Origin of the sequence: Cupriavidus basilensis, from assembly GCF_029335485.1 — a bacterium.
Lineage (GTDB): Bacteria > Pseudomonadota > Gammaproteobacteria > Burkholderiales > Burkholderiaceae > Cupriavidus > Cupriavidus basilensis_E.
Genome location: NZ_JARJLM010000163.1, coordinates 60,800 through 82,917 on the forward strand (window position 1 = coordinate 60,800; position 22,118 = coordinate 82,917).

A 22,118-nucleotide genomic window follows, 5' to 3' on the forward strand; every position below is an offset into this window, starting at 1 on the left:
CCTGTCTATCAACCGCGGGAGATCAATGCCGCTGAATGACTATCAGGCGACCATACCGAAATGAATACCCCTCCCTGGCAGGATTAAATTAATAATAAGCGTATATTGTTTAATTTGTGCGCTTTTAAGATAAAAAATTAATCCAACTCCAGAATCTCAGTACATATCCTGAGACCGCCGCGCAACGGCGCGAAAGCTAGATGAAGGGTTGCCAAGCCTACGATGCGATGGCTTCTCTTTCAGTCGGATAGTCGATAGACGTTTCCGACCGAGAGACAGCCAATAATCATCGATAAAACAAGAGCGCAACGAGGAGAGCATCTTGAAAACAAAATACACAGCCATCGCGCTGGCAATCTGCGCGGCCTGTGCCAATCAGGCCAACGCTCAATCGAATGTAAAGCTATACGGCCTCATTGACACCACCATCAGCACCATCAGTAACGCCGACGCAAGCGGTCATCGCCTGACCGGCTACCACCAGCCGGCCTGGTTCAGTGGCAATCGCTGGGGCCTGACCGGCGCGGAAGACATTGGCTTCGGCACCAAAGTGATTTTCAAGCTGGAAAGCGAATTCACGAGCTACGACGGGAAGATGGATACGCCCGGCGTGCTGTTCAACCGTGACGCCTGGGTTGGCATCAACAACGATGTCTTAGGCAAGCTGACCTTCGGCCGCCAAAATGCGCTGGGACGCGATCCTATCGCCACTGGCATCTACGCCGATCCCTACGGCCCGGCGGCGATTACCACCGAGGAAGGTGGCTACACCAACAACAACAACTTCAAGCAATTGGTGTTCTATGCCGGCAGCGCCTCCGGTACCCGCATGAACAACGGCGTAGTCTGGAAGAAGCTATTCGACAATGGCTTGACCGCCGGCGCGGGCTATCAGTTCGGCGAGGTACCGGGCTCACCTTCGCGCAACACCACGGAATCCGTCACGCTGGGCTACAACGGCGGCAATTTCCACGTGTCGAGCTTGTTCACCCAGGCAAACGTGAATGGCCAGCGCAACCGCACCTATTCGGTCGGCGGCAATTATGTATGGGGCATCTTCCGCGCTAACGCGGGCTATTTCCACTACACTGCCGAACAAGGTGCACTGGGCCAGCGCAAGGACGATGCCTACACCGTATCGCTCAAGGTCGATCCTGCCGGCCCCTTCGACTACGAGATCGGCTATCAAATGATGAAGGCCGGCAATGCCGCGCTCAATGCCGACGGCTTTACCATCAACGCGTACGGCAACACCGCCAACTCCACGGCGACCGACAGCGGTCGCAAGAACACGTTGTACGCCTCGATCTTCTACCACTTCTCGAAGCGTACCGAGCTCTATCTGGCCGCGGACTACATGTTCCTGCAGCATGGCTATCACGCTGCGCAGTCCAACGGCTTTGCGCACCAGAGTGAGTTCGCAGTGGGTATGCGCACGCGCTTCTGATCCTGAGTTTGGCGCGCTGCCGATGTGATGCAGTAATGAACTTTCCTTGTCCCGGCCACAAGCCGGGTTTTTTTGTCCTGGACAGCATCCCGGCCAGCAAGCGGGCTTCGTGCTGCTCGGCCAGTTCAAGACCGGGTCATTGCCGGCCGCGCTCAATAGCTGGCAACCGGCATGTCGGCGCGCCGAATCACCGACGAGCGCACGCGGAAAACCGGCCTAGTCGACATTGATGTGTGGCACGTAACGTCGGATGAGGTTGTAGCAAGGTGCGCCGAGCTGTTGGCTCAGCGCCGTCAGACCGGCAACGCAACGGTTGGCGCCCTCCGACGCGCACACCGGGTCTCTTCTCATAGGTGGGCCCATCGGAGTACCAGACCGCCTCAATTCACGGGTACGAGGTATCTGCACCTGCACCATGGGGGAGCCGCGGCACCAAAATATCTAAATAACGCACATATTATTCGATTGACGCACAAATTCTCGTTGACCCTTCCAGGGCATTGCACCCCGGCCCCGATGGTCCTCTCACGATGCGATCCTGATCGTTCGTACGGCAAGGGGATCCAGGCCGCCTAAAGAGCCTATCGACGCCATGCGTATCCTGCTTATTGAGGACAACACAAGGCTTGCCAATGCCCTGGTCGAAGCCTTGACGCAGGCCGGGTTCACCGTCGACTGTGTGCATGACGGCCGCTCCGCTGACTACTTGCTATCGACCCAGGACTATGCGCTTGCCATCCTGGATCTCGGCTTGCCTCAGCTCAACGGACTTGAAGTACTACGCCGCCTGCGGCACCGCCGTAACCCAATGCCGGTAATGATCCTAACCGCGCGAGGCTCGGTCGAGGATCGCGTCAACGGCCTCAACCGGGGCGCTGACGACTATCTCACTAAGCCATTTGAGCTTTCGGAGCTGAAAGCGCGCGCCCGCGCCTTGATCCGGCGCAGCCTTGGCCACGGCAGCCCGGGGCTTCGCTGCGGCCCGCTCTGCTACGACGGCCTCAGCCGTATTTTCGCTCTCAATGATGCGCCGTTGGCGCTGACTAGGCGCGAACGCGATGTGCTCGAAGTGCTACTCCTGCAGGGCGGCCGCGCGGTCAACAAGGAAGCGTTGTCCGAGAAGATCTTCGGCATCGACGAGATGGTGAACCCCGACGCCATCGAGATCTACGTGCACCGCCTGCGCAAGAAGTTGGAGGGGAGCGGCGTGGCCATCGTCACGTTGCGCGGCCTGGGATACCTGCTCGAAGCATCCGTCCAGGCCAGTCCCTCGCCCCGATGAATATCCTGGAGATGGACAACAAGACTAGCGGGGGCTAAGGCGGCGTGTCTGCGACGGCAGCTCGCCGAACGCATCGCGATACACCTTGGCGAACATGCCAAGGTGCTTGAACCCCCAGTGCATCGCGACTTCAGCAACCGACGCGTCATCGCTGTGCAGAAGTTCATTGCGCACGCCCTCAAGCCTAACTCGCTTCAAGTACGCCATTGGCGTGGTGTTCTTGAAGGTGGCGAATCCCACCTGCAGGGCGCGCACGCTAACGCCAGCGGCCTTGGCGATATCCTCGACAAAGATGCTGTCCCGCGCATGGGCATGGATGAACTCGATCGCGGATCTTACGTGCCGTGGTGACGGTCCTGGCGTCTTGACTACCAGCCTGTCGGCGTAATTGTGCGGCAAGCCCTCCAGGAAGGCCCCCACGGCAACGTCACGTATGCTGGCCGCCGTGGCCATCGCCGTCACCCTGGATCTGTCATCGCCAAAGCACAATTGCATCATCTGCATCACGGCGCGGCCCAGTCTCACCCCATCCGATTCTGGGGAGACCTCGGTCTGGAATGTCACCGGGCGCGTCACCGGTGCTTCCAGCAGCGTCGATAGTCGCTGCGTGATATCGGTTGCGCCGACCAGCAGTATGTCGTAGCTGCCGGCCTGCCATTGCCATTGTCTGACCTGCGTCGCTTCCAGAACTGCGCAAGCGCCTGCCGACCAAGTGCGCTCCTGTTGACCAATCCGGGCCCGCAGCTCGCCCTCGTGGAGCAGCACCAGCGCGTAGCCATCGAACGGAGTGTCGAACCGGAATCGAACACCCGTTTTCGTCTGAATTTGATGCGTCACCGCTCCGCCAGCGAGGCTCGACGCCAGCCGCACGTCAAGATGGTCTCCCCTCCCCGATTCGATCGCGACGTTGCCCCGGATCGGTCGCAAGCGCGCCGAAAGTTCGTCGGCGTCGCTTGCGATAACCGTCTCGGCATGGATCTCTGGTCTTTCAATCATCTCTGCCCGCTAATCGCCTGCATTGCTCGGGCGAGTCGCTGAGAAAGCGCTGCGCCAGCAAGGCCCAGTACGCCCCGCCGATGGGCAAATTGTGGTCGTTGAAGTCGTAGCCGGGGTTGTGCACCATGCAGGCGCCATGGCCGACGTTGGCACCGTCCCCCGTACCATCTCCATTGCCGATCAGCAAGTAGCTGCCCGGTACCTGCTCCAGCATGAAGGCGAAGTCCTCGCTACCGGTGAGCGCACGGGTCTGCGGCTCGACGCGGTTCGCGCCCATCAGCTCCACCGCCACCTGACGGGCAAAGTCGGTCTCGGCAGGCGTGTTGATCAGCACCGGATAGTTACGCTGGTAGTCGACGTGCGCACGCACACCATAGCTCTGCGCCTGGGCCTGCGCCAGTTCAACGATACGGCGCTCCAACGTGTCCCGCACCCCGCAATCGAGCGAGCGCACACTGAGCTTGAGAGTGGCGGTCTGGGGAATCACATTGTTGGCCGTGCCGGCGCTGAATGCGCCGACCGTGATTACAGCCATGTGCAGGGGGTCGATGTTGCGCGCCACGATGCACTGTAGGCCCATGACAATGGCGGCCCCCGCCACCACCGGGTCGGCAGCGCAGTGCGGCATGGCACCGTGGCCGCCGGTACCTTCGAGGGTAATGGTCACGTTATCGGATGAAGCCATGGCTGCGCCGTCTCGCAGTAGCAGCTGGCCTTGCGGGTGGCCGGGCATGTTGTGCATGGCGAAGATGGCGTCGCACGGGTATTTGGTGAACAGGCCGTCTTCCATCATCTTCTTCGCACCACCCTGGCCTTCCTCGGCCGGTTGGAAGATCAGGTTGAGCGTGCCGTTGAATTGCCCTTGCGTGGCCAAGTGATGCGCCGCCGCGAGCAGCATGGCCGTGTGGCCGTCGTGGCCGCAGGCGTGCATGACGCCATGGTGGCAACTGGCATGCGCCAGGCCCGTGGCCTCGACGATGGGCAGTGCGTCCATGTCGGCGCGCAGCCCCAAACGCTTGCCACCTGTGCCGCGCTTGAGTTGGCCCACCACGCCGGTGCCCCCGAGGCCGCGCTCCACGGCGTAGCCCCATTGGGTCAACCGGTCGGCCACTAGCTCGCTGGTGCGGAATTCCTCGAAACCGAGCTCGGGATGGCGGTGGATGTCACGTCGCACAGCGATGAATTCGTCGGCATGGGCCTGCAGGGCTTCCAGTACGGCATTCATGGACTCGCCCCTTATTGCGGTTGCAGGTTGATGGTCTTCGCAATCGCGCGGAAACGCGCGGTCTCGGCCTCATAGGCCTTGCTGGCTTCGGCGGGGGGCATCGGCTGTGCCACCAGGGTGTTCTGCGCTTCGAGCCGGGTGAGCACAGCGGGGTCAGCCAGCACCGCGCCCAGTGCCTTGCTCAGTCGCTGAACAATCGCCTCCGGCGTGTCTTTCCTGACGAAATAGCCGGTCCAGGTAGAGAAGTTGAAGCCCTTGAGCAACTTGCCTTCATTGACCGTGGGAATGTTCTTGAGGGCGGCCAGATCGGTGCGGGTAGCGTTGATGCTGGCAATGATCTTCAGACGGCCCTGATCGGCCAGCGCGAATTGCTGCTGCGACACCGGCAGGATGGCGAAGTCCAACTGGCCGCCACTGAGGTCCTGCATCAGCGGTGCACCCCCTTTGTAGGGTATATGAAGCATGCTGGTGCCAGCGGTGTGTGCCATATGCTCGCCCAGTACATGGTAGAACGAGCCAACACCCACACTGCCATAGGTCAGCGGCTTGGTCTTCGCGGCACTGCGCGCCAGCGTGACCAGTTCATCGGCAGTGTTCGCGGGCAAATCCCTGCGGGCCAGGATCATCATCGGCGCAATGCCGATCATCTGTACCAGCCGGAAGTCCTCGCTCTTGAACTTGATGGCGGCATTGGCCAGCGGCGCCAAAATGAGCTCATTGGGGGAACCCTGGAACAGGTAGTAGCCATCGGCAGGCGCGTTCAGCACTTTTTGTGCCGCGATCGCACCGCTCACACCACTCAGGTTCTCCACCAGAACCGGCTGCCCCAACTGCTTGGCCAGCGGATGGTTCACCACGCGCGCGATCGTGTCAGACAGGCCGCCGGCTGGGTAGGGCACCACTATCATGACCGACTTGGACGGAAAAGGATCGGCAGCCACGGCGGCACCGGCCAGCAGCAGGCCAACCGCCAGCGTTCCGAGTCTCTTGAGCAAGGCAAGGGGGGCGTTCATGGGGTGTCTCGTGGGCGTGAAAGCAAGGAAAAGTCGGACCGACACGAATCCTAGAAATACGCCTAATATTTGTCCAATGCATAGTTTTTCTGATTCCTAAAAAAATAACTCATAGATACGGGGAACCCATGAACCTGAAGCAACTGGAGCACCTCTTGGCAGTAGCCGAAACCGGCTCCTTCAGCCGTGCCGCAGAACAATTGCATCTGACGCAGCCAGCCCTGAGCCGCAGTATCCAGATGCTGGAAGACGACCTGGGCGTACGCCTGATCGACCGGATGGGCAAGCGAAACGAACTCACGCCGCTCGGCGAAGCCGTCGCGACACGCGCGCGCCATCTGGTGTTTGGCGCCGAGGAAATGCGTCGCAGCATTGATTTGCTCAAAGCGGGCAACGCTGGAGTGATCCGAGTTGGTTTGGGTTCGGGGCCCGGAGCCATGCTGATGACACCGCTCCTCATCGAAGTGGCGCAACGGCACCCAGACGTGCGCGTCAGCATCACGCGAGGCGCCATTGAGCTACAACTACGTCAATTGCGCCAACGCACACTCGATGCTCTGGTGATCGAAATTCGCAGTGTGACGCCAGCGCCCGACCTGTCCCTCGAAGTTGTGGCTGAGATGCGGGTCGGATTCATCTGCCGGTGTGGCCACCCGCTGCTCTCCGTTACTGCGGAGGGCGTTGCATTCGACGAGCTGTTACGCTTCCCTTTGGCCTGCACACCATTGGCAGATGAGCCGGCACGTATACTGGTCCGGCATTTCGGTCCGCGCGCGGATCCGCAACAGGCCGTGCGCTTGCGTTGCGAGGAAATTGCGAGCCTGATCGAGACCGTGCGGGCGTCGGATGCAATTTTCCTGGGTATCGTAGCTGCCGCACGGAGCGGTATCGAGTCTGGTGAGCTAGTCGAACTGGTGACTTCGCCCCCCTTGATCGCCAGCGCGCGCTTTGCATTGGTGACACTCGTGGGCCGTACCGAAAGCCCTTCAATGCAACTATTTCGCCGCTTCGTGGCTGATCGGTTGCGGGATTAAATTATCTGAATGACCTCCCCGTGCGCGACACACCATCTCGCATGTAGTTTCATGCCCGCACCAATGCCGACGCAAATTCGCGGCGAAGATCGCGATGCGACGTTGGCGCTCCAAAGCTCGGTGATCCGCCCGCCGCACGCTACGGCTTAGCAAAGCATCCCTTTCCAATTGCGGCTTCAGCGGTGTACGCTCTTGTCGTCGGACCTATGTGCATCACGATTGATCTGGCCACGACGCTCCTACTTCACGACACCTGGGCGCCTTTGCCGAAATCGCAGTTGCCCCGCATCCAGGCAGGACAGCGCTGGCGAGCGCCGTCAATGCTGAAGGCATCGCTCGCACACGCCCCGCACCGCTACCTCCGCCTGCAAACCTCGGCTCCCTTTGGCCGCCCAGGCATCAAGGGCAACTTGCATCGCGTCGCAAAGCTCCGGCAGCTCCATCAAGCGGAACTGCCTATGACAGCTTCGGCACTCAAAACGCGGTGACAGGTTCAGCGTCGATGCAGAACTTCCTGGACAAGCGACCCAGCCGTAGCGGGCAACTCTCTCTTGGTCGACGACTCGCTCAAGCAGCCCAGCAGCGACGAACCTGTCCAGAAGGCGATACAGGATCACCCTGTTGATGTCGAACCGCTGCTCGCGCAAACGGTTGTAGATTTGCGGGTGCGTCAGTAATTCCTGGCCTGCCTGCTCGAACAGAACAAGTAACTGCCGCGACGCGGCCGTACAGCGAATCCCCATCGATGCAAGCTTCGTATTGCGGTTTCCGGCGGACGTCCTCGACCTCGGGCAAAAAGCGGGCGAAGTCCCGGTTGGCACGGCAACACTCAGGGCACGCAGGCCTCGACTTGGCCGCGCCAATCCGCATGGTAGCGACATGGCAGCGTCGGAGCCCGCCATTCCGGCAGCGAGCGCCGCACGCGCAATCCCTATGGCTCCCAGTTAGGTGCTATTGCACGCAGCCGTCGCCCACTGGAGATCTGGAAGACCTCCCATTCGGCCTGGCGTCGTATGCACGATAGGCTCGCTTTCGGGGCGCGCTGTTCGCTCTGATCGCCTCGATCTCGAGCACCGTTCGGTAGCCGGCCTCGGAGGTAGTTCCTGGCGTTATCACGAACTTCACACCGCGATTAGCGGCGTCGGTAGCATCCAGCACCGCAGGAGCACTGTCCGGGCCCAGCAGGAACGATAACTGCTGCGCAGCAAGATGCTTTAGTGCCGAGAAGCGTTGCCTGACAACCAGGCATCGGCGTCATCGTGGATCCCGTTGGCACGTCGCTCCCTGTTACAGGCCGTAACGCCTGTATAAGTTCACAAATATGCTCCCCAAAATTGGCCGCATAAAATACCAATGGAACCATCGGGAGCATCGTCATGCGGAGAGTCCTGGCAATTTGCGCACTGGCTGCGGGCGCTGCTGTTACCCCAGGTATCGTTGAGGCACGCGTGGATGTGGGTATTGGGATTGGCATTCCCGGGCCTGTGTTCGTGGCTCCACCGCCTCCCGTTTACTATGAACCTCCCCCGGTTTACTACGAGCCGGTCCCCGTTTATGTCGAACCGCAGCCGGTTATTGTTGCGCCCGGCTATTACGGCGATTGGCGGGCGCGAGCCTGGCAAGAGCGGCAGTGGCGAGAAAGGCGCTGGCACGAGCGCGAGTGGCGCATCCACCACCGGGGGTGGCGTCGCGGGCATGACGATGAAGATGATTGAGCTAGGCGAATACGCGCGCTCCGATAACGCGAGTTAGCAAGTAACCGCCATCCGAAAGACAGGGTGCGTCCGTAGAACGACGGCGGCCACGAAAAGCCGGGAGAAAGCCAAGAATGAAGCACCGCGCAATCGGCAGGGTCCTCGTAGGCACACTATTCTGCATCGCCTCGTCGGCCTTTGCCGCAACGAATGTCAATACTCGCGCTGGCGCTTCTGGCGTCGCTCACGCGGAACCCACCCCTGTCTATGTTGCGCCTCGGCCTGTCTATATTGCCGTCCCAAGCTCACGCTACTCGCCATATAGGAGTGAGAGCGAACAACAGGAGGATTACTGGCATGAACGGACATGGCGCAAACAGGAGGAGCATAGCGACCAAGGCCATCGCAGTCGAGAGGAACGCAGCCTACACGGGCACGAAGGCTGACACGGACCTCTAATCGAAAAGCTCTCGATGTGTTGTGGAAAAATCCAACCACGGAGGCAACGACCGAGCCTGACAACGCGCTCTGAGACCGGCTTTACCGACAGCGGCCGTCGCACGCGCCCCCTATGACTCCCAGTTGGGTGCTATTGCACACAGCCGTCGCCATCAGGAAATCTGGAAACCGTCCCGTTCAGCCTGGCCTTGTATGCGCTTCACCATCGGCCGGCCATTTGCCGGCTTCATCTGCCTGATCTTGCACCTCACGCTGATCGGCTGGATTCTTGCAACGATCTGTGCCGTGCACTCACTCGGCCAGACCAGAAAATTCAGAGGGCATTGCGCCAGAGAAGTATTTGCGCTTCCCCACGAATGGAAGGCCCGCTTCGGCGGCCCTTTTCTTTGGCGCTTCAAGGATTTCGCTGTCCAAAGCGAAATATTGGCATCTCTTTTGCGCTGTACATATACAGATAGCGCAGTATATTAATCCCCCCGCAAGCGGGAATAGAGGTCTCATCAAATCCTCTATGCTAGATTCGTCGCCTGCCTCCCGGCTCGGTCGACGTGCGTGTTAAGTCGCCGATCCCAGGACGGCGACTTTTTTTCGTTAGTCATCCCGGCTTCAGCTCAAGCACCAGCGGGTTGGAACAACGGTCTACAGTCGTCTCCGAGGTCTCGTCGCGTCTCATGAGCTGGCAGCCCTCATTGCAGATGGTGCCGGTCGCTGGTGGGCTCACAGCGAGGCTGGTCTGAACCGCGTCCTCACGATCTCATACTTCGACGCACTTGGCTTCCCCGGATTCATTTGACCTCAACTCCTCGATCCGCCTGGTGCGGACCTGCGTGCGAGGTGGTGTGGCAGGGGCGCGGCTACCCGCCGCCGCCCATCCCGATCAATAACGGCGTTTCGCTCATACGTACTCAGGATTTTCGATGGCAAACGGAGAAAGGGGCGGAAACCCAACGAATCTGGTCAAGCGGGTGGTGGCGCTGTGCACCGTGATTGCCGTTGGCATGTTTGCGATCCTGTTGCTTCGGCCTGACCTGGCCGGGAAGCTAGCGGCGATCGCATTGCTGTTGGTTGGGCTCCTGGCTGCGCTGCTCCTCGAGTTCCACGAGGGGAGGATCGAGGCGCGCCGCTGCAGCGATCGCACCGATCCGCCCATCGAGCCCTGAGACAACGATATACCTTGGAATGCGTGTGTAATCACAATAGACTACGCCGCCATCGCCGAGCAGTGCGGGTCAATCAGACCCTCACGGTTTCGGAGTTCTCGCTTCCCCCCGCCGGTGGAACAGCAACGTTCAAGGCAACACTACTCGCGAACGCGACGGACCCGAACAAGATGCTTCCCGCCAGCGTCGCGGTGATCATCCCCGACGCGCCGCGAGCGGCCAAGACCACATACCCCGCCGATCTGGTTGGCACGAACAATTGGCAGCCGGTGAACAAAATCTGGAGCTTCACGACTCAGTGAGCGACGGTTCTGCGTTTTAGAAGGCCCGTTTCGACGGGCCTTTTCAATTCGCCGCCGAGCCTGAAAAGAACACGGCCCGCCGAAGCGGGCCGTGGTGCTGCCAGAAAATACAGGCGGCGTCGGGACCACTAGCGGGAGGCTTCTGGCTACCGACTCCACCCCTACGCCACGATGGGCGTAGAAGGTGCCGCGTGGCACGGCGGCACTTTTAGATTAGGCCACTATTCCTGCTCGCAGTGCCGGTCATTGTGACGATGATGTAAAAGGCTGCGCTGTTGCGATATCCGGTGCGTGTACTAGATGATCGGAGCTCATACGAGCGAGTCCCTGCACTCTACCTCGTTCGAAGGAGGCCCCGCGACAATCTGCAGAGCTTCTTATTTTGGGGAGCAAGCTGAGTTGACGGTCTGTGATACGTCCCGTGGACGCATGGGTTATCGCATTCGCGCACGCCATTCACATGACTGTCACGGAGAGTGAGGATACGGAGCAAAAGACCGCCTAAGCTATGGATGCCGCACGGCTTTCGCGGCGGGCTTAGCGTCCTTCGTGGCGCCTTGATTGCGTTGCGTACTACAACCGGGCGGTTGGTTACTCGCGACGCAGTGAAGCCCTTCGTCATGTAGGTTCCAGGCCCGCTTCGGCGGGCCTTTTCTCTAGGCGCCACCGCACCCACTCCATTTCAATAACCAGCAATAATGGGTATCTTTATGCGCCTAACACCCTCGTATCCCGCATTCCTGCTGATTTCGGTAATCGCACTCTCAGCATGTGATCAGAAGGCTGTCAGCAGGAGCCCATTTGATGAGCCGCTGCAAGCGTTTGTCGCAAAGCACACTCAACTTTGCGTCGTTGCTGGCCCAAGTAGCTATAGCTACGATACGTGGCCCAACCAGGTTGATGTTCGGTATTTCACCGACAAGCATTGGGACGAGTGGAATAACGCGGGCGACCGTCTGAACGCGCTAGCCGCCGCGGGTCTGATCGAGTATGTAAACGGTCCTAATCAGGGCTTTCGCACGTACTCTCTGACCGACTTGGGGAGGCAGAAACTCCGCAAGAACGACGCGCCCAGACCGGGCTCGGAGGCAAAGGGAGATGAAGGAAGACTGTGCTTTGGGACACAGAAATACCGAGGTGTCGTGGGTTCAGAAGAGGCCCCGGACTTCTTCGGCTACGAGGCCAAGATGGTTAAGTACAAGGTGGATGTGACTATCGAGACATGGGCACGGCGCCAGGACGTCCAAGCGGCCTTTGAGCAAATCAAGGAATATGGCGCTGGAGGTATCCGCGAAAAATCGCGCCAATTGTTGCGAAGAGAGGACGGTTGGATAATTCCGGCGCCGTAGATCGCACCTGGGACAGGTGCGATTGCGCTGTCCAACGCGAACGATTGGAATCTCTTTTGCGCTAGCCATATACAGATAGCGCAATATATTAACCCCTCCGCAAGTGGGAATAGAGACCTCATCAAATCGTCTATGCTAGATTCGTCGCCAGGCCCCCCGTCTCGGTCGACACTCCATTAAGTCGCCGATCCTAGGACGGCGACTTTTTTTCGCGAGTCATCCCAGCTTCAAATGCAACATGTCGCACTCGGTCCCCAGAATTGGCTGCTCAATGTCGCACGCAAGGAGCGAAGGCGGGTCAAGGTGTATGTGGTCTCCGGCGTCGGGTTAGCTGGCTCAATCAATTCGTTCGACAACTTTGTTGTGCTGCTGAACACAACTCGCGGCTTGCAGGCAATCTACAAGCACGCCATCGCTTCCGTCCAGTTGGATGACCTTGGCTGTCTGGCGAGCTCGGAGAGCGATCCCAAGGCACCGGCCGTGGCCGTGCGAAAATGCCGTCCGATACGAGACTGAGGACGGCCTGTCCGCAGCAAAGAATCTCGATTGCGCAGAGCTTGTTGAATTTGCGCACCATTAAGGCTACCGCGCTTGCATGGCCATGCATTGCGGACAATAGTTTCCTTTCGCCCCAAGCAAAATCGACATGCAGCCAGATTGCCAGCCGGTTCGAATTTCGCTCGATGAATTGAGATCGCTCGCCGCCACCCTAACCGACGGCTCCTTGCTCAAGCACGCGACCTTGCGCGTCATCGCCGAGCAGGAGGATCGTCAGCACCGGCAGGAGGCGAAAGCGCTAGGGCTGCTCATGCAGCCCGACTAAGCGGGCAAGACGCGCCGCGAGGATCTCCTCTCGCAAGCGATACGTTCCCGGCCTTTCATTACTCATAATTTGTGTCAGGCGGAGCCGTTATGCTATTGGTAGCTGCTGCAGAATACGCCGTCGCATTTCTCGTCTCGTGACGTCGCGTATCCCGATCCTCATGTATCACCAGATTGACGTGCCACCGGCCCGGGGCGCGCCGCTGCGCGGCCTGGTGGTGGCGCCGCGCGATTTTGCCTGGCAAATGCGCATGCTCAAGCTGATGGGCTTCCACGGACTCTGCATACGCGAGCTAGTGCCTTATCTGCATGGCGAGAAGGTTGGCAAGGTTGTCGGCATCACGCTGGATGACGGCTATCGCAACAACATCGAGCATGCCTTGCCAGTGTTGCAGCGCTTCGGCTTTACCGCCACCTGCTATGCCGTCAGCAGCCTGGTCGGCAAGACGAACGCGTGGGATACATCGATCGGCGTGCCGGCCAAGCCGCTGATGGCGCAGGGCGAGCTGCGCGAGTGGGGCCGGGCAGGGATGGAGGTCGGCGCGCATACGCGGACGCACATGGACTTGACCAAAGCGGACGCTGCAACCGCCCGCGACGAGATCGAAGGTTGCCGCCAGGAACTGGAGGATATGCTTGGCGAGCCGGTCCGTCATTTCTGCTACCCCTTCGGCGAGTACGACAAGGCGATTGTGGACCAGGTGCGCGAAGCGGGCTTCCACACCGCCGTCACCACCAACCGCGGTCGCGCTAGCGCAGGGCACGACTTGTTCCGCCTGCCTAGAGTGCCGGTTTCGCGCACCACGCATCCAGGCCAGTTCCTGCAGAAGTTAATCACCGCCTATGAGGATCAGCGCGGTACGGACGCGGCCAGCCATGATGCACGGTAACCAACGCGCGGTGACGCCCGCCTCCCAGTTGCGTGTGCTGATCCTTAACTCTCTCCTCGACGGTGGCGGCATCGATTCCCATACGCTTTCACTTTGCCGGGCCTTGCAGTTGCAGGGCTGCGAGGTAACCCTGGCGGCGCCCCACGGTGCGCGGTGGATAGCCGCCGCGCGCGAGATGCAGGGGATCTGCTTGCTGGAGCTGAACGCCAAGCGCATCGCGTGGCCGGAGATACTGGCACGGCATCTCCGGGAACGGCAAATGCATGTCATTCACGCGCATCATGGCCGCGACTACTGGGTGGCGATCCTGGCATGGATACTTTCTGGCCGGAAGGCGGCGGTCGTCGTGACGCGCCACCTGATGACAAGCCTCAAGGAGCGGACGCGCCGATACCTAGCCGCGTCTTCCAGCGTGATTGCGGTTTCCGACGCGGTACAGAATGCATTGCGTCTTGTGGATCCAGACCGCACCTTGAAGCTCAGGCGGATCTACTGCGGCATCGATACCGAGCGCTTCCGCGCCTGCACCGCGGAACGCCATCGGGTCCGCAGAGCCCTCGGGGTGCCTCATGAGGCATGGATTTATGCACTTATCGGCGGGGCACAAAAGCCAGACGGGAAAGGACAGTCTTACTTCGTCAAGGCCGCAGCGCAGGTATTCGAACGACATCCTCAGTCGCATTTTCTGTGTGTCGGTGATGGAGACCTCACCCCGCAATTACGCCGTGAGGCGAATTCCCTAGGGCTAGACAGGAATTTCCACTTTCGCCCCTTTGAGCACGATGTGGCATCGCTGATGCAGGCGATCGACGTGCTGGTGCATCCGCCCGTGGGCAGCGAAGCGCTGGGCCTGGTCATCCTCGAAGCATTAAGTTGCGGCAAGCCGGTAGTTGCCACTTCGCTGGACGGCATTCCAGAGACCTTCATCGACGGCGACCACGGCGTACTGGTGCCGCCGCGCGACGCCAATGCCCTGGCCGTGGCGATGAGCCGGCTGGCAGCGGACCCGAGGCGCGCGGCGCGCATGGGAAGCCGGGGACGTCTATGGGTGGAGGCGAATTTTTCGCTCGCGTCTCTGGGCCGCGAAACGGTGCAGTTGTATCAGGACTGTCTGTCGGGTGCACGCCATCGACAACACCGCGCTAGCTAAACCGCGTCAAGCCGTGAGCGGACATCGATCCCCTCTCGCGACCAATAGTTTCCCAGCCAATCGTTCCTTAGAATTTGTATCAAGCGGAGTCCAGTATGCAAATCGCAGCTGCTGCAGGATACGTCGCCGTTCTCCTCGCCGCCCTCGTTACTGCGGTCCGGTGGGTCGCTAAGAATGATCCTGGTCATCGCGACGACTGAGCGACTGCGCGATAGGCGATAGCTATAGCTGGATACACGAGGCGGTATCTCGCGCCTCCCCTCTTCCCTTATTTAACGGATTCGTGCCGTGCGCAAGCTCTTCTCCGTCGTGGCGGCCAATCTGGTTGTGCTACTCCTGGCCGGCTACCTCGTTCCCGAGAAACTCACGGTGTCGGTCTTGGTCAAGCGGGACGGCACCTATACCTATAGATACGAAGGCACCGCGATGTCGGTGCCGGCTACGATCCGGCTCAAGGAAGGTTCCAGACTCTCGCCCAGCGATCTGCAGGTGCTTAAGCAGGATGCCGCACGGATGGCAGACAGACCCGGGGTCCGCAAAGCGATCTATGTTGGCGAAGGGCGCTATGAACTCTCCATAGAGCAGGATCTGCAACCTGGCCAGCCATCGGACGCTTTGAATTTCGTAATGGTTAAACGGGACAAAGAAGGCGTGTTCACTATTGCGCCGGCGCCCATCAGCAAGAAGGACCTGGATGCGCTGCGGCAGTTCGGCTTCAAGGTCGACGGCACGCTGGAGGTCCGCCTGCCGGCCTATGCCGAAGTGGTAGACCACAACGCTCACGACGAGCCAGGTTTCTTTAGCAAGGCCTATCGCTGGAAAATTGGCGCGATGGATGCCGCGCCGACCATCCGCTACAAGCTTCATTGAGTTGGTGGAGCGATATCGGCTCGCCCGACAAACGGCGGGAGACGCGGATGGCGAGTTTTGCGCCGGTTGCGAACGCATGGGACGGGCAGACAATTTCGCTAAGTCGCTATTCCAACGAAGGAAATTCTCCAGTGCACTCTGACGATCTATCGAAGCTGTTCCAGCGCGTTGGCGGCACCTCCCAAGACTATCGCCAAATCGTGCGTGAGGACTCGGTCCTGCAGGCGCGCGGCCGCTGGCCGCTGTTGGCCTCAGGACGAGCTGCCACCGATTCTGCGCGGCGGCGCCGGTGTACCGCATACGCCCGCCCTCCTGCAGCCCCGAAGATTGCTCCACCGGCGGCACCGGTACCGCCGCCTCCCACCGAGTTGGCGACCGTCTTTGCCCGCCTGGGCGGATCTGGCACGCCTGCGGCTTGTTCTCCATGACCCCATCGCGACACAGCGCCACCATCACGACGGTGGACGCAATGTAGTAGAGGGGATCGGCCGCCTCCCGCTTGAACGCCAGTGCCTTGATCAGCTCGTTGGCGATGTCCGAATTGATCATGTCCTCGGTCAGGATCAGCACGAAGCGGTTGGCCTCCGTCTCGACCAGGCAGATGAAATGGCAGGATGACGCCTGCAGGTTGACTTCTTCATAGAGCTTCTTGTTGAACGCCGGCAGGTCGTCAATGTGGTCGATCGGCTTGGGTGCGGTCCGGTAGCCGCCAGCGGCGCGCTGGGCCGTTGGCGGGTGACGCACAGCACAGAAGGCCTCTGGGCCTTCCGGCTGCTTCTTCAACCCCGCCCCCCTCGAGGCTTTCCTCTTTTGATCGCCTTTCCGAGGCAGGAGAACACAATGCGCTTGAACCTCAATGAGGTCGACTAGGTAAGAGTCCTGACACCTGCCCAGCTCGACGTGAAATGCCTGTCGAAGCGTCAAGGCCCCTGCCCGCTCTGTGGGGGCAAGACCCGCTTCCGCTTCGACAACAGGAATGATGCCGGCACCTATTTTTGCAACCACTGCGGCGCCGGCAATGGATACACGCTCCTGCGCGCCTTCGCCGGCATGACCGATCGCGAGGCCCTCGAATTCCTGGAGGGAGAATCAGGCTGTCGGCCAGCCGCCCACTACGACGAGCGCAGCCTCAAGGCAAAGGCGGAAGCCGAGGCCAGAGAGAAGCGCGCGAAGCTGAACGCGGCCTAGCCGGGTTCGGTGGCCATCACGGAGACTTTGCCAGTATGGGTCTACCTCAGCCAGCAGGGGCCTGGCCTGCGACTGGCGTGGCTCTTACCCGATCTTCGGTATCACCCGGCCATGGCCTATTGGGATACAGACGATCAGGACAAGCCGGCCAACTGCGGCGACTGGCCGGTCATGCTGGCCAGGGCAAGACGTGCCGATGGGACACCAGTCACGCTCCACTGCACCTACCTGAGCAAAGATGGCTACAAGGCGCTCTTCGTCGATATGAAAAAACAGATGGCGAGCCCCAAAAGCTCGCCGGCGCCGCCATTCGCCTGAATTGCCCGACCACCCGAAGCCGCAAGGTCATCGTCTGCGACGGGATCGAAACCGGCCTAGCCTTGGTGGCCGCCACCGGCAATCGCATCTAGGTCTGGTACCTGTTGAACGCCAGCAACCTGGCCGCCGCCGACATCCGGCGGGATCGCTTCGACGAAGTGATCATCTGCTCCGACCGGGATCCTCTCGATCCGAAACACGGTTAGCGACCCGGTGAGCATTTTGCGGAGCAGCTGCAAGCACGTTTGGTGACGGAAGGCTTTGCCGTGCGAATGCGCGTGCGGAAGACCGAGAGGCTGGACTATTCGGACCTTTGGCTTCGCGCGTCGCATCTGCGTGTGGCAGTCTAAGCTTGGAGAGAAGCTCATGGGTATCGGGAGGCAGATCCGCCGTGTCCATGCCCCTCGAGCTGTAGGCTGTTCGGACTGAAATGCCAACAGCATTACATGCGGCCGAAGCAGGACGTCGTGCCATCTACAAGGGCGACAACCCCCCGCGCTACGAGGAAGCGGTATCTCGCTGGGCCCCCGCGAGCTGGCGCCCGGTGCATCGCCTTCTGCGGCTTGAGGGGCTGATTCGTTTCGCAGTCTATCGCCGGCAGCCTTAGAACGAGGGGCAAATCAGTGATGTATCCTGCAAGCCAACGCCGGTCCTATGGGCCGGCTTGAACCCGTCCAGCGTACAGACTCGACGGATGACCGGATGTGCATAACCCCTGTGATGTGTTCTCTTGCTCCAGCACCGGCGGCAGCTTGCTCCTCCGCGTTTCTAGGGTTTTCCCCAACACTGTTCACCTATGCCCCAAATCCACAGCCCTATAGCCCCAATCTGCTTCACCTACCTCCCCAAATCCACAGCCCCTTTCCCCCAAATCTCTTCACCCAATCCCCAAATCAGTGCACGATATGGCCCGGAAACCCTTTACTGGAGCGGGTTTCCGGAAGTCAAAGGTTTACCTAAAGGTTTACAGTGTTTACGAAATACACGTAAACACTACATGTGCCTTCCCTTAGATCCTCTTCAAGAAAAAGTGGCCTATAGTGCTCCCTGATAGATTCGGGCTGTACTTACCAACCCACTGCATCTTGTGACTGAACTGATTCAGGATAGGGATAGATCATCCGTTCTCGGTAGGTGAAGGGTTTTGGGGAGATAAAAGGTGACCATTTTTGGGGCGATTTTGGAGTGGGTCCCAAATCAGTTCACCTATTACGCCTACGTCTGGATGACCAACGTTCTTGTTTACTTGTGAGCGCACACTCTCTCTGTAACCACCATACCAAGCGGAAAAAAGCCAAGGTGCTGCACGAGGAAGCGAACGCCACGGTTACATGCCCGAGAAGAACACGGTTAAGGTGAACAGATTTGGGATACTTCGTCCGCTCAGCGGTTTTGAAGAGCCCCAAGAGGCACATAGTTAGATGAAATGCGGCGAATTCGCTGCGCCAGGGAGTTCCGTGTGGCACAGACAGCCGCCATATCGGCCCCTTACTTAAGATCTCAGGTGAAGAGATTTGGGGGAAGCAAAAAGGTGAGGATTTCGAAAGAGAAGTCCTATTTATAAAGGAAGTAGGTTAAGTGATTGCTTACACTAAGAAGCAGATGAAGAAATTCCGCGAGCGAGATAGGTGTAGAGATTTGGGGTGCCGATTAGGTGAACACTTTTGGGGAAGCACGTGTGTTTCACCGGACGCCTCGACGGAGGAGCTGATTTTTCGTGAGTGCTCTCGCTACTGGTGTTCTGCCGCCGAGAGGTGAATGGTTTTGGGGCTTGTCGCGTAACTTGCCAGCCTAGAGGGACTTGCCAGGCCATGCTCCATAGAGTTCGACTGCTTGCAGTACCACGTTTCAGGAAGCAGATGCCTGGCGGCGATAAGGTGAACAGTTTTGGGGTGGCAGAGAGGTGAATGGTTTTGGGGGTGTATCGCGTACCTTATCAATGTAGGGGGAATTCGCTAGAACATGACCTATGAAGCACTTCCACTTGCAGCGCTACGTTTCAGGAAGCAGATGCGTGGCGACGCTATGGTGAACAAATTTGGGGTGCCAGAAAGGTGAATGATTTTGGGGTGCGCGAAAGGTGAACAGTTTTGGGGAGATGATAGGTGAACATATTTGGGGAATCGGTGCGGCAAGAGTTCTCGGAACGAGAACAACAGAAGTAATTTTCAACTAATAGAGCTTGATAGGTGAACGATTGATCTCTAGTATTTCACCTAACCTAGCCATCGTCGGTGCCTCGAATGTCCAAAGCCAGCAGCGCGTCAAAGAGCGGGCAGATTGCCCTCTTCCAGCAACAGGAAGCGCCGGAACCATTCAAGAAGGCAGTGCAAGCCATCCATGTCTCTCCTGTCGGTAGTGCGATTACTCTCCAGCAGCGGCGGTTGTTCAATTCTCTGATCAAGAACGCCATCGAGCAACGACTGCAAACGAACGAGCAAGCAAGCACGTTTAGCATAGGTATCCCGCAAATGATGGCGGGTCTTGGACTTACAACTAAGGATACGGGGTACATCAAAGAGACCGCAAAATCTCTCATGCGTACGGTCGTCGATTGGGATCAATTGAACAGCGATGGAACGTCGACCTGGACTGGGTCGACGCTCATTGCCGGGGCGAAGATCACAGGCTCAATGCTGAGTTATTCGTTCGCTCCACAGATCTGCGAAGAACTCCTGAACCCTGAACGTTACGCGATGATTGACATGCGGATCGCACGGTTATTCAGAAGGGCCCATACGCTGGCGCTGTGGGAAAACACCGTGCGATACGAACGAGTCGGTCAGACAGGTAAGATGTCGCTGTCGACGTTCCGCAGTTTAATCCTTGGACGGGAAGAAGGTGAAACAAAGTACAAGGAGTACAAGATATTTAAGCGCGCAGTCTTGATCCCGTGCATCGCCGAAATTAATGCGATCTCCGATCACAATATAGAGTTGATAGAACATAAGGTAGGCCGATCGGTTGTTGACCTCCAGTTCAAGATTGAGCGCAAGAAGGAGGACGAGATCCAAGAGGACATCGATGTGGATCTTGTCGCGAACGTAGGCAAATTTGGCATCCCTGTATCAGAGGCCCGGAAGATGGTGCGGACTTATGGCGCTGAGAGAGTCCGGCAAGCTGTGGATTACACGAGGGCTCGGCAGAGTAAGAAGCACTCTACGCCAGTCGAGAACGTCGCGGCCTACTTCAGGAAATCACTCGTAGAAGATTGGGGGAAGGGCCAGGAGCCCATTAGCGAAACCGCACAGTCGCCAGTCGTTGCGAAGCGATCTGCCGCTAGGACTGCCGGCGAAGCTCGCGAGTCGTTCCTGGCAGCACGACTACCTGAAGCTGAGAAGTATTTTGCTGAATTGTCTGATCAGGAGCAGAATGACCTGATTGGACGGTACAACGAACAATGTGAGTCTATAAAACTTAAGATTGTCCCTGCCAAACAGGCAACTAAGCTTGTTAAGACCAGTTTCTTCACGTGGGTCGCGGCGCGAACATGGGGAGAGCCGACGTCGGAGGATATCTTGGATTTTGTTCTCTCTGGGAAGATTGCTTGAACGGTCCTTTGCCGACGCATCCTCTCTCCTAGGGCCGCAAGGCTCAGGAGGAGTCAAGTCGGCGGCAGTCGTTAGGCTGTGCTGTCTTTGCGCCGAATGCTAATCGGCGCCTTACCGCCATTCCACGGTTGCATTTCAATGGTTTGCTGACAAAGTCATCCCATGCAAATCGGCTATCGTTTCCGCTGTTATCCAACTCTCGCACGGCCCCACACGATGCCGGCGGGCAGCACGCGACGTTCGATGCAGGCCGCCGGTACGACTAGTTCAGTACGGATGACGGACTGCCGGTGGTGAAGTCCGAAGAGGTCGCGGCCGAGTTGGTCACCTCGCCGGACAACGAACTGCGTGTTGCTGCAATCGGCGTCCACCGTGGCATCACGGTGCAGATCTATGCGAGCTCGGGAGAACAGCCGGGCTGGGCGATGCAGAAAAATGGCGTAAGAAGGAGCGCGCCCGCAAGCGCTGGCAGCGGCGCATGGCGTGCCGAGTCAAAGGATCCGCAGGCTGGCGCAAGGCCAAACATCGCGGGGCGCGGTGTCAGCAATCTGCCCGGAACGTTCGGCAGGACTTCGCGCGCTAGGTGAGCTGCCGCCTTGTGACTGGCGAGGGAACGCGACTGCTGGTGTCGAGGCACTACGCGTTAAGGCAATGAGTGCGCGGTCGAAGGCGAAGCGGGACGAGGCGGGCAGGTGGCTCAAGAACCAGGCTCGCGCCAAAGCGGGACTCAACAGCAGGATTCTGGCGAGTACTTGGGGCAGGACGCTCACACTAGCGCAATACAAGGCGCTGCGGCGAAATAGGCTCGACGTCCCAGCAGTGCCGCCGCATCACGGCAGAGTGTAGTCCGTGCGGCCACATCTATCCTGACAAGCGGCCATCGCAGGCAGCGTTTGTCCGCCAACGTTGCGACTATTGCACCAACACCGATCACAATGCGAGTCTGGCAATTCGCATCGTGGCATGGCGCTGGTCCGGGCGGGAGAGCTCTCGACCAGGAGCAAGAAGAAGACGAGCTTCAGTACCAAGGCAGGGGTGGGATGCTCCGAACCGAGGTCCGCAGGGGCCTCGACGCTGGGGGGACCCCAGTAAGAAATCGGACGGGCAACTGCTCGATGCAGGAGTCGCTGAACCTGGTAATCGCCCACTAGCAGGCTGCTGAAATACTATTTTTCGAACCTCGCCGCAGAACTGACGACCTCGCAGAACGGCGCACAATCGATTTTTCCGACTTGGTTGGGGGTAAGGCACCCCCTTGGTCAGCCAAAATTGGGGGTATCAAAAAGGTATTTCAGTAGCCTGCTAGAAGCAGCGGGCTTTGGCGGCTGGAGTATTCATCATCCGAAGGTCGTTAGCGAAATTTCGCTT

General features: G+C 59.2%; 21 protein-coding genes and 1 pseudogene. 18 read left to right on the top strand and 4 right to left on the bottom strand.

Going from position 1 to position 22,118, the window contains the following annotated elements; translation table 11 throughout:
- Window positions 1–322 precede the first annotated feature (322 nt).
- A complete protein-coding gene (locus tag P3W85_RS09935) occupies window positions 323–1,447 on the top strand; it encodes a porin (RefSeq protein WP_276264660.1) in 1,125 nt (374 codons plus the stop codon).
- A gap of 592 nt (window positions 1,448–2,039) precedes the next feature.
- Entirely contained in the window at window positions 2,040–2,729 is a 690-nt protein-coding gene (locus tag P3W85_RS09940) for a response regulator (protein ID WP_276264661.1), read from the top strand.
- A 24-nt stretch (window positions 2,730–2,753) separates the two neighbouring features.
- Here P3W85_RS09940 and P3W85_RS09945 read toward each other — a convergent pair whose 3' ends face one another.
- Genes P3W85_RS09945 through P3W85_RS09955 form a run of 3 tightly spaced genes read right to left on the bottom strand, consistent with a single transcriptional unit; the run spans window position 2,754 to window position 5,891 of the window.
- Window positions 2,754–3,725 carry a helix-turn-helix transcriptional regulator gene (locus tag P3W85_RS09945; RefSeq protein ID WP_276264662.1) on the bottom strand — a complete coding sequence of 324 codons (972 nt, stop codon included), beginning with the start codon at window positions 3,723–3,725 and terminating at the stop codon, window positions 2,754–2,756.
- Window positions 3,718–4,950 carry a M20 aminoacylase family protein gene (locus tag P3W85_RS09950; RefSeq protein ID WP_276264663.1) on the bottom strand — a complete coding sequence of 411 codons (1,233 nt, stop codon included), beginning with the start codon at window positions 4,948–4,950 and terminating at the stop codon, window positions 3,718–3,720. Before P3W85_RS09950 ends, P3W85_RS09945 begins: the two co-directional genes overlap by 8 nt.
- Window positions 4,951–4,961: 11 nt before the next feature.
- Window positions 4,962–5,891: a tripartite tricarboxylate transporter substrate binding protein gene (locus tag P3W85_RS09955; RefSeq protein ID WP_346430255.1), complete on the bottom strand. Its 930-nt coding sequence runs from the start codon at window positions 5,889–5,891 to the stop codon at window positions 4,962–4,964.
- A 200-nt stretch (window positions 5,892–6,091) separates the two neighbouring features.
- Between P3W85_RS09955 and P3W85_RS09960 the strand changes: the two genes are divergently transcribed.
- On the top strand, window positions 6,092–6,997 hold the full coding sequence (locus P3W85_RS09960; RefSeq protein WP_276264665.1) for a LysR family transcriptional regulator: 906 nt from the start codon (window positions 6,092–6,094) through the stop codon (window positions 6,995–6,997).
- Between the two features lie 317 nt (window positions 6,998–7,314).
- Here the strand turns inward: P3W85_RS09960 and P3W85_RS09965 are convergent, their stop codons facing one another.
- The gene (locus P3W85_RS09965; protein ID WP_276264666.1) at window positions 7,315–7,740 is read right to left on the bottom strand and encodes a transcriptional repressor; all 426 of its coding nucleotides are present in this window, start codon (window positions 7,738–7,740) and stop codon (window positions 7,315–7,317) included.
- 633 nt (window positions 7,741–8,373) lie between these two features.
- Between P3W85_RS09965 and P3W85_RS09970 the strand changes: the two genes are divergently transcribed.
- The 15 genes and pseudogenes from P3W85_RS09970 (at window position 8,374) to P3W85_RS10035 (ending at window position 21,337) form a co-directional block, all read left to right on the top strand.
- Window positions 8,374–8,712 carry a hypothetical protein gene (locus P3W85_RS09970; protein WP_276264667.1) on the top strand — a complete coding sequence of 113 codons (339 nt, stop codon included), beginning with the start codon at window positions 8,374–8,376 and terminating at the stop codon, window positions 8,710–8,712.
- Window positions 8,713–9,342: 630 nt separating this feature from the next.
- Window positions 9,343–9,453, top strand: a pseudogene (locus tag P3W85_RS45485) (YqaE/Pmp3 family membrane protein); the annotation flags it as partial.
- 614 nt (window positions 9,454–10,067) lie between these two features.
- A complete protein-coding gene (locus P3W85_RS09980; protein ID WP_276264669.1) occupies window positions 10,068–10,310 on the top strand; it encodes a hypothetical protein in 243 nt (80 codons plus the stop codon).
- Window positions 10,311–10,372: 62 nt separating this feature from the next.
- Entirely contained in the window at window positions 10,373–10,612 is a 240-nt protein-coding gene (locus P3W85_RS09985; protein ID WP_276264670.1) for a hypothetical protein, read from the top strand.
- Window positions 10,613–11,310: 698 nt separating this feature from the next.
- On the top strand, window positions 11,311–11,961 hold the full coding sequence (locus tag P3W85_RS09990) for a hypothetical protein (RefSeq protein WP_276264671.1): 651 nt from the start codon (window positions 11,311–11,313) through the stop codon (window positions 11,959–11,961).
- 231 nt (window positions 11,962–12,192) lie between these two features.
- The gene (gene hfq / locus P3W85_RS09995) at window positions 12,193–12,477 is read left to right on the top strand and encodes an RNA chaperone Hfq (protein ID WP_276264672.1); all 285 of its coding nucleotides are present in this window, start codon (window positions 12,193–12,195) and stop codon (window positions 12,475–12,477) included.
- 130 nt (window positions 12,478–12,607) lie between these two features.
- Window positions 12,608–12,784, top strand: a complete 177-nt coding sequence (locus P3W85_RS10000; protein ID WP_276264673.1) for a hypothetical protein — start codon at window positions 12,608–12,610, stop codon at window positions 12,782–12,784.
- A 250-nt stretch (window positions 12,785–13,034) separates the two neighbouring features.
- Window positions 13,035–13,673, top strand: coding sequence for a polysaccharide deacetylase family protein (locus tag P3W85_RS10005; protein WP_276264674.1), 639 nt, complete (start codon window positions 13,035–13,037; stop codon window positions 13,671–13,673).
- Window positions 13,660–14,823, top strand: a complete 1,164-nt coding sequence (locus P3W85_RS10010; protein WP_276264675.1) for a glycosyltransferase family 4 protein — start codon at window positions 13,660–13,662, stop codon at window positions 14,821–14,823. The genes P3W85_RS10005 and P3W85_RS10010 overlap by 14 nt, the downstream gene beginning before the upstream one ends.
- Before the next feature lie 288 nt (window positions 14,824–15,111).
- A complete protein-coding gene (locus tag P3W85_RS10015) occupies window positions 15,112–15,693 on the top strand; it encodes a hypothetical protein (RefSeq protein WP_276264676.1) in 582 nt (193 codons plus the stop codon).
- Between the two features lie 47 nt (window positions 15,694–15,740).
- Window positions 15,741–16,121 carry a BcsR/BcsP family cellulose biosynthesis protein gene (bcsR, locus tag P3W85_RS45490; RefSeq protein ID WP_430869519.1) on the top strand — a complete coding sequence of 127 codons (381 nt, stop codon included), beginning with the start codon at window positions 15,741–15,743 and terminating at the stop codon, window positions 16,119–16,121.
- 472 nt (window positions 16,122–16,593) lie between these two features.
- Entirely contained in the window at window positions 16,594–16,881 is a 288-nt protein-coding gene (locus P3W85_RS10020) for a primase-helicase zinc-binding domain-containing protein (protein WP_276264677.1), read from the top strand.
- Between the two features lie 9 nt (window positions 16,882–16,890).
- Window positions 16,891–17,199: a DUF7146 domain-containing protein gene (locus P3W85_RS10025; protein ID WP_276264678.1), complete on the top strand. Its 309-nt coding sequence runs from the start codon at window positions 16,891–16,893 to the stop codon at window positions 17,197–17,199.
- A gap of 2,234 nt (window positions 17,200–19,433) precedes the next feature.
- On the top strand, window positions 19,434–20,750 hold the full coding sequence (locus P3W85_RS10030; protein ID WP_430869520.1) for a replication initiation protein: 1,317 nt from the start codon (window positions 19,434–19,436) through the stop codon (window positions 20,748–20,750).
- A 290-nt stretch (window positions 20,751–21,040) separates the two neighbouring features.
- A complete protein-coding gene (locus P3W85_RS10035) occupies window positions 21,041–21,337 on the top strand; it encodes a hypothetical protein (protein ID WP_276264680.1) in 297 nt (98 codons plus the stop codon).
- Window positions 21,338–22,118 lie beyond the last annotated feature (781 nt).

Excerpts from the sequence above, each read along its gene's own strand:
- P3W85_RS09940 (WP_276264661.1), top strand. The coding sequence starts at position 2,040 with ATGCGTATCCTGCTTATTGAGGACAACACAAGGCTTGCCAATGCCCTG.
- P3W85_RS09945 (WP_276264662.1), bottom strand. The coding sequence starts at position 3,725 with ATGATTGAAAGACCAGAGATCCATGCCGAGACGGTTATCGCAAGCGAC.
- P3W85_RS09950 (WP_276264663.1), bottom strand. The coding sequence starts at position 4,950 with ATGAATGCCGTACTGGAAGCCCTGCAGGCCCATGCCGACGAATTCATC.
- P3W85_RS09960 (WP_276264665.1), top strand. The coding sequence starts at position 6,092 with ATGAACCTGAAGCAACTGGAGCACCTCTTGGCAGTAGCCGAAACCGGC.
- P3W85_RS09965 (WP_276264666.1), bottom strand. The coding sequence starts at position 7,740 with ATGGGGATTCGCTGTACGGCCGCGTCGCGGCAGTTACTTGTTCTGTTC.
- P3W85_RS09970 (WP_276264667.1), top strand. The coding sequence starts at position 8,374 with ATGCGGAGAGTCCTGGCAATTTGCGCACTGGCTGCGGGCGCTGCTGTT.
- P3W85_RS09980 (WP_276264669.1), top strand. The coding sequence starts at position 10,068 with ATGGCAAACGGAGAAAGGGGCGGAAACCCAACGAATCTGGTCAAGCGG.
- P3W85_RS09990 (WP_276264671.1), top strand. The coding sequence starts at position 11,311 with ATGGGTATCTTTATGCGCCTAACACCCTCGTATCCCGCATTCCTGCTG.
- hfq (WP_276264672.1), top strand. The coding sequence starts at position 12,193 with ATGCAACATGTCGCACTCGGTCCCCAGAATTGGCTGCTCAATGTCGCA.
- P3W85_RS10000 (WP_276264673.1), top strand. The coding sequence starts at position 12,608 with ATGCAGCCAGATTGCCAGCCGGTTCGAATTTCGCTCGATGAATTGAGA.
- P3W85_RS10005 (WP_276264674.1), top strand. The coding sequence starts at position 13,035 with ATGCTCAAGCTGATGGGCTTCCACGGACTCTGCATACGCGAGCTAGTG.
- P3W85_RS10010 (WP_276264675.1), top strand. The coding sequence starts at position 13,660 with ATGATGCACGGTAACCAACGCGCGGTGACGCCCGCCTCCCAGTTGCGT.
- bcsR (WP_430869519.1), top strand. The coding sequence starts at position 15,741 with ATGGCGAGTTTTGCGCCGGTTGCGAACGCATGGGACGGGCAGACAATT.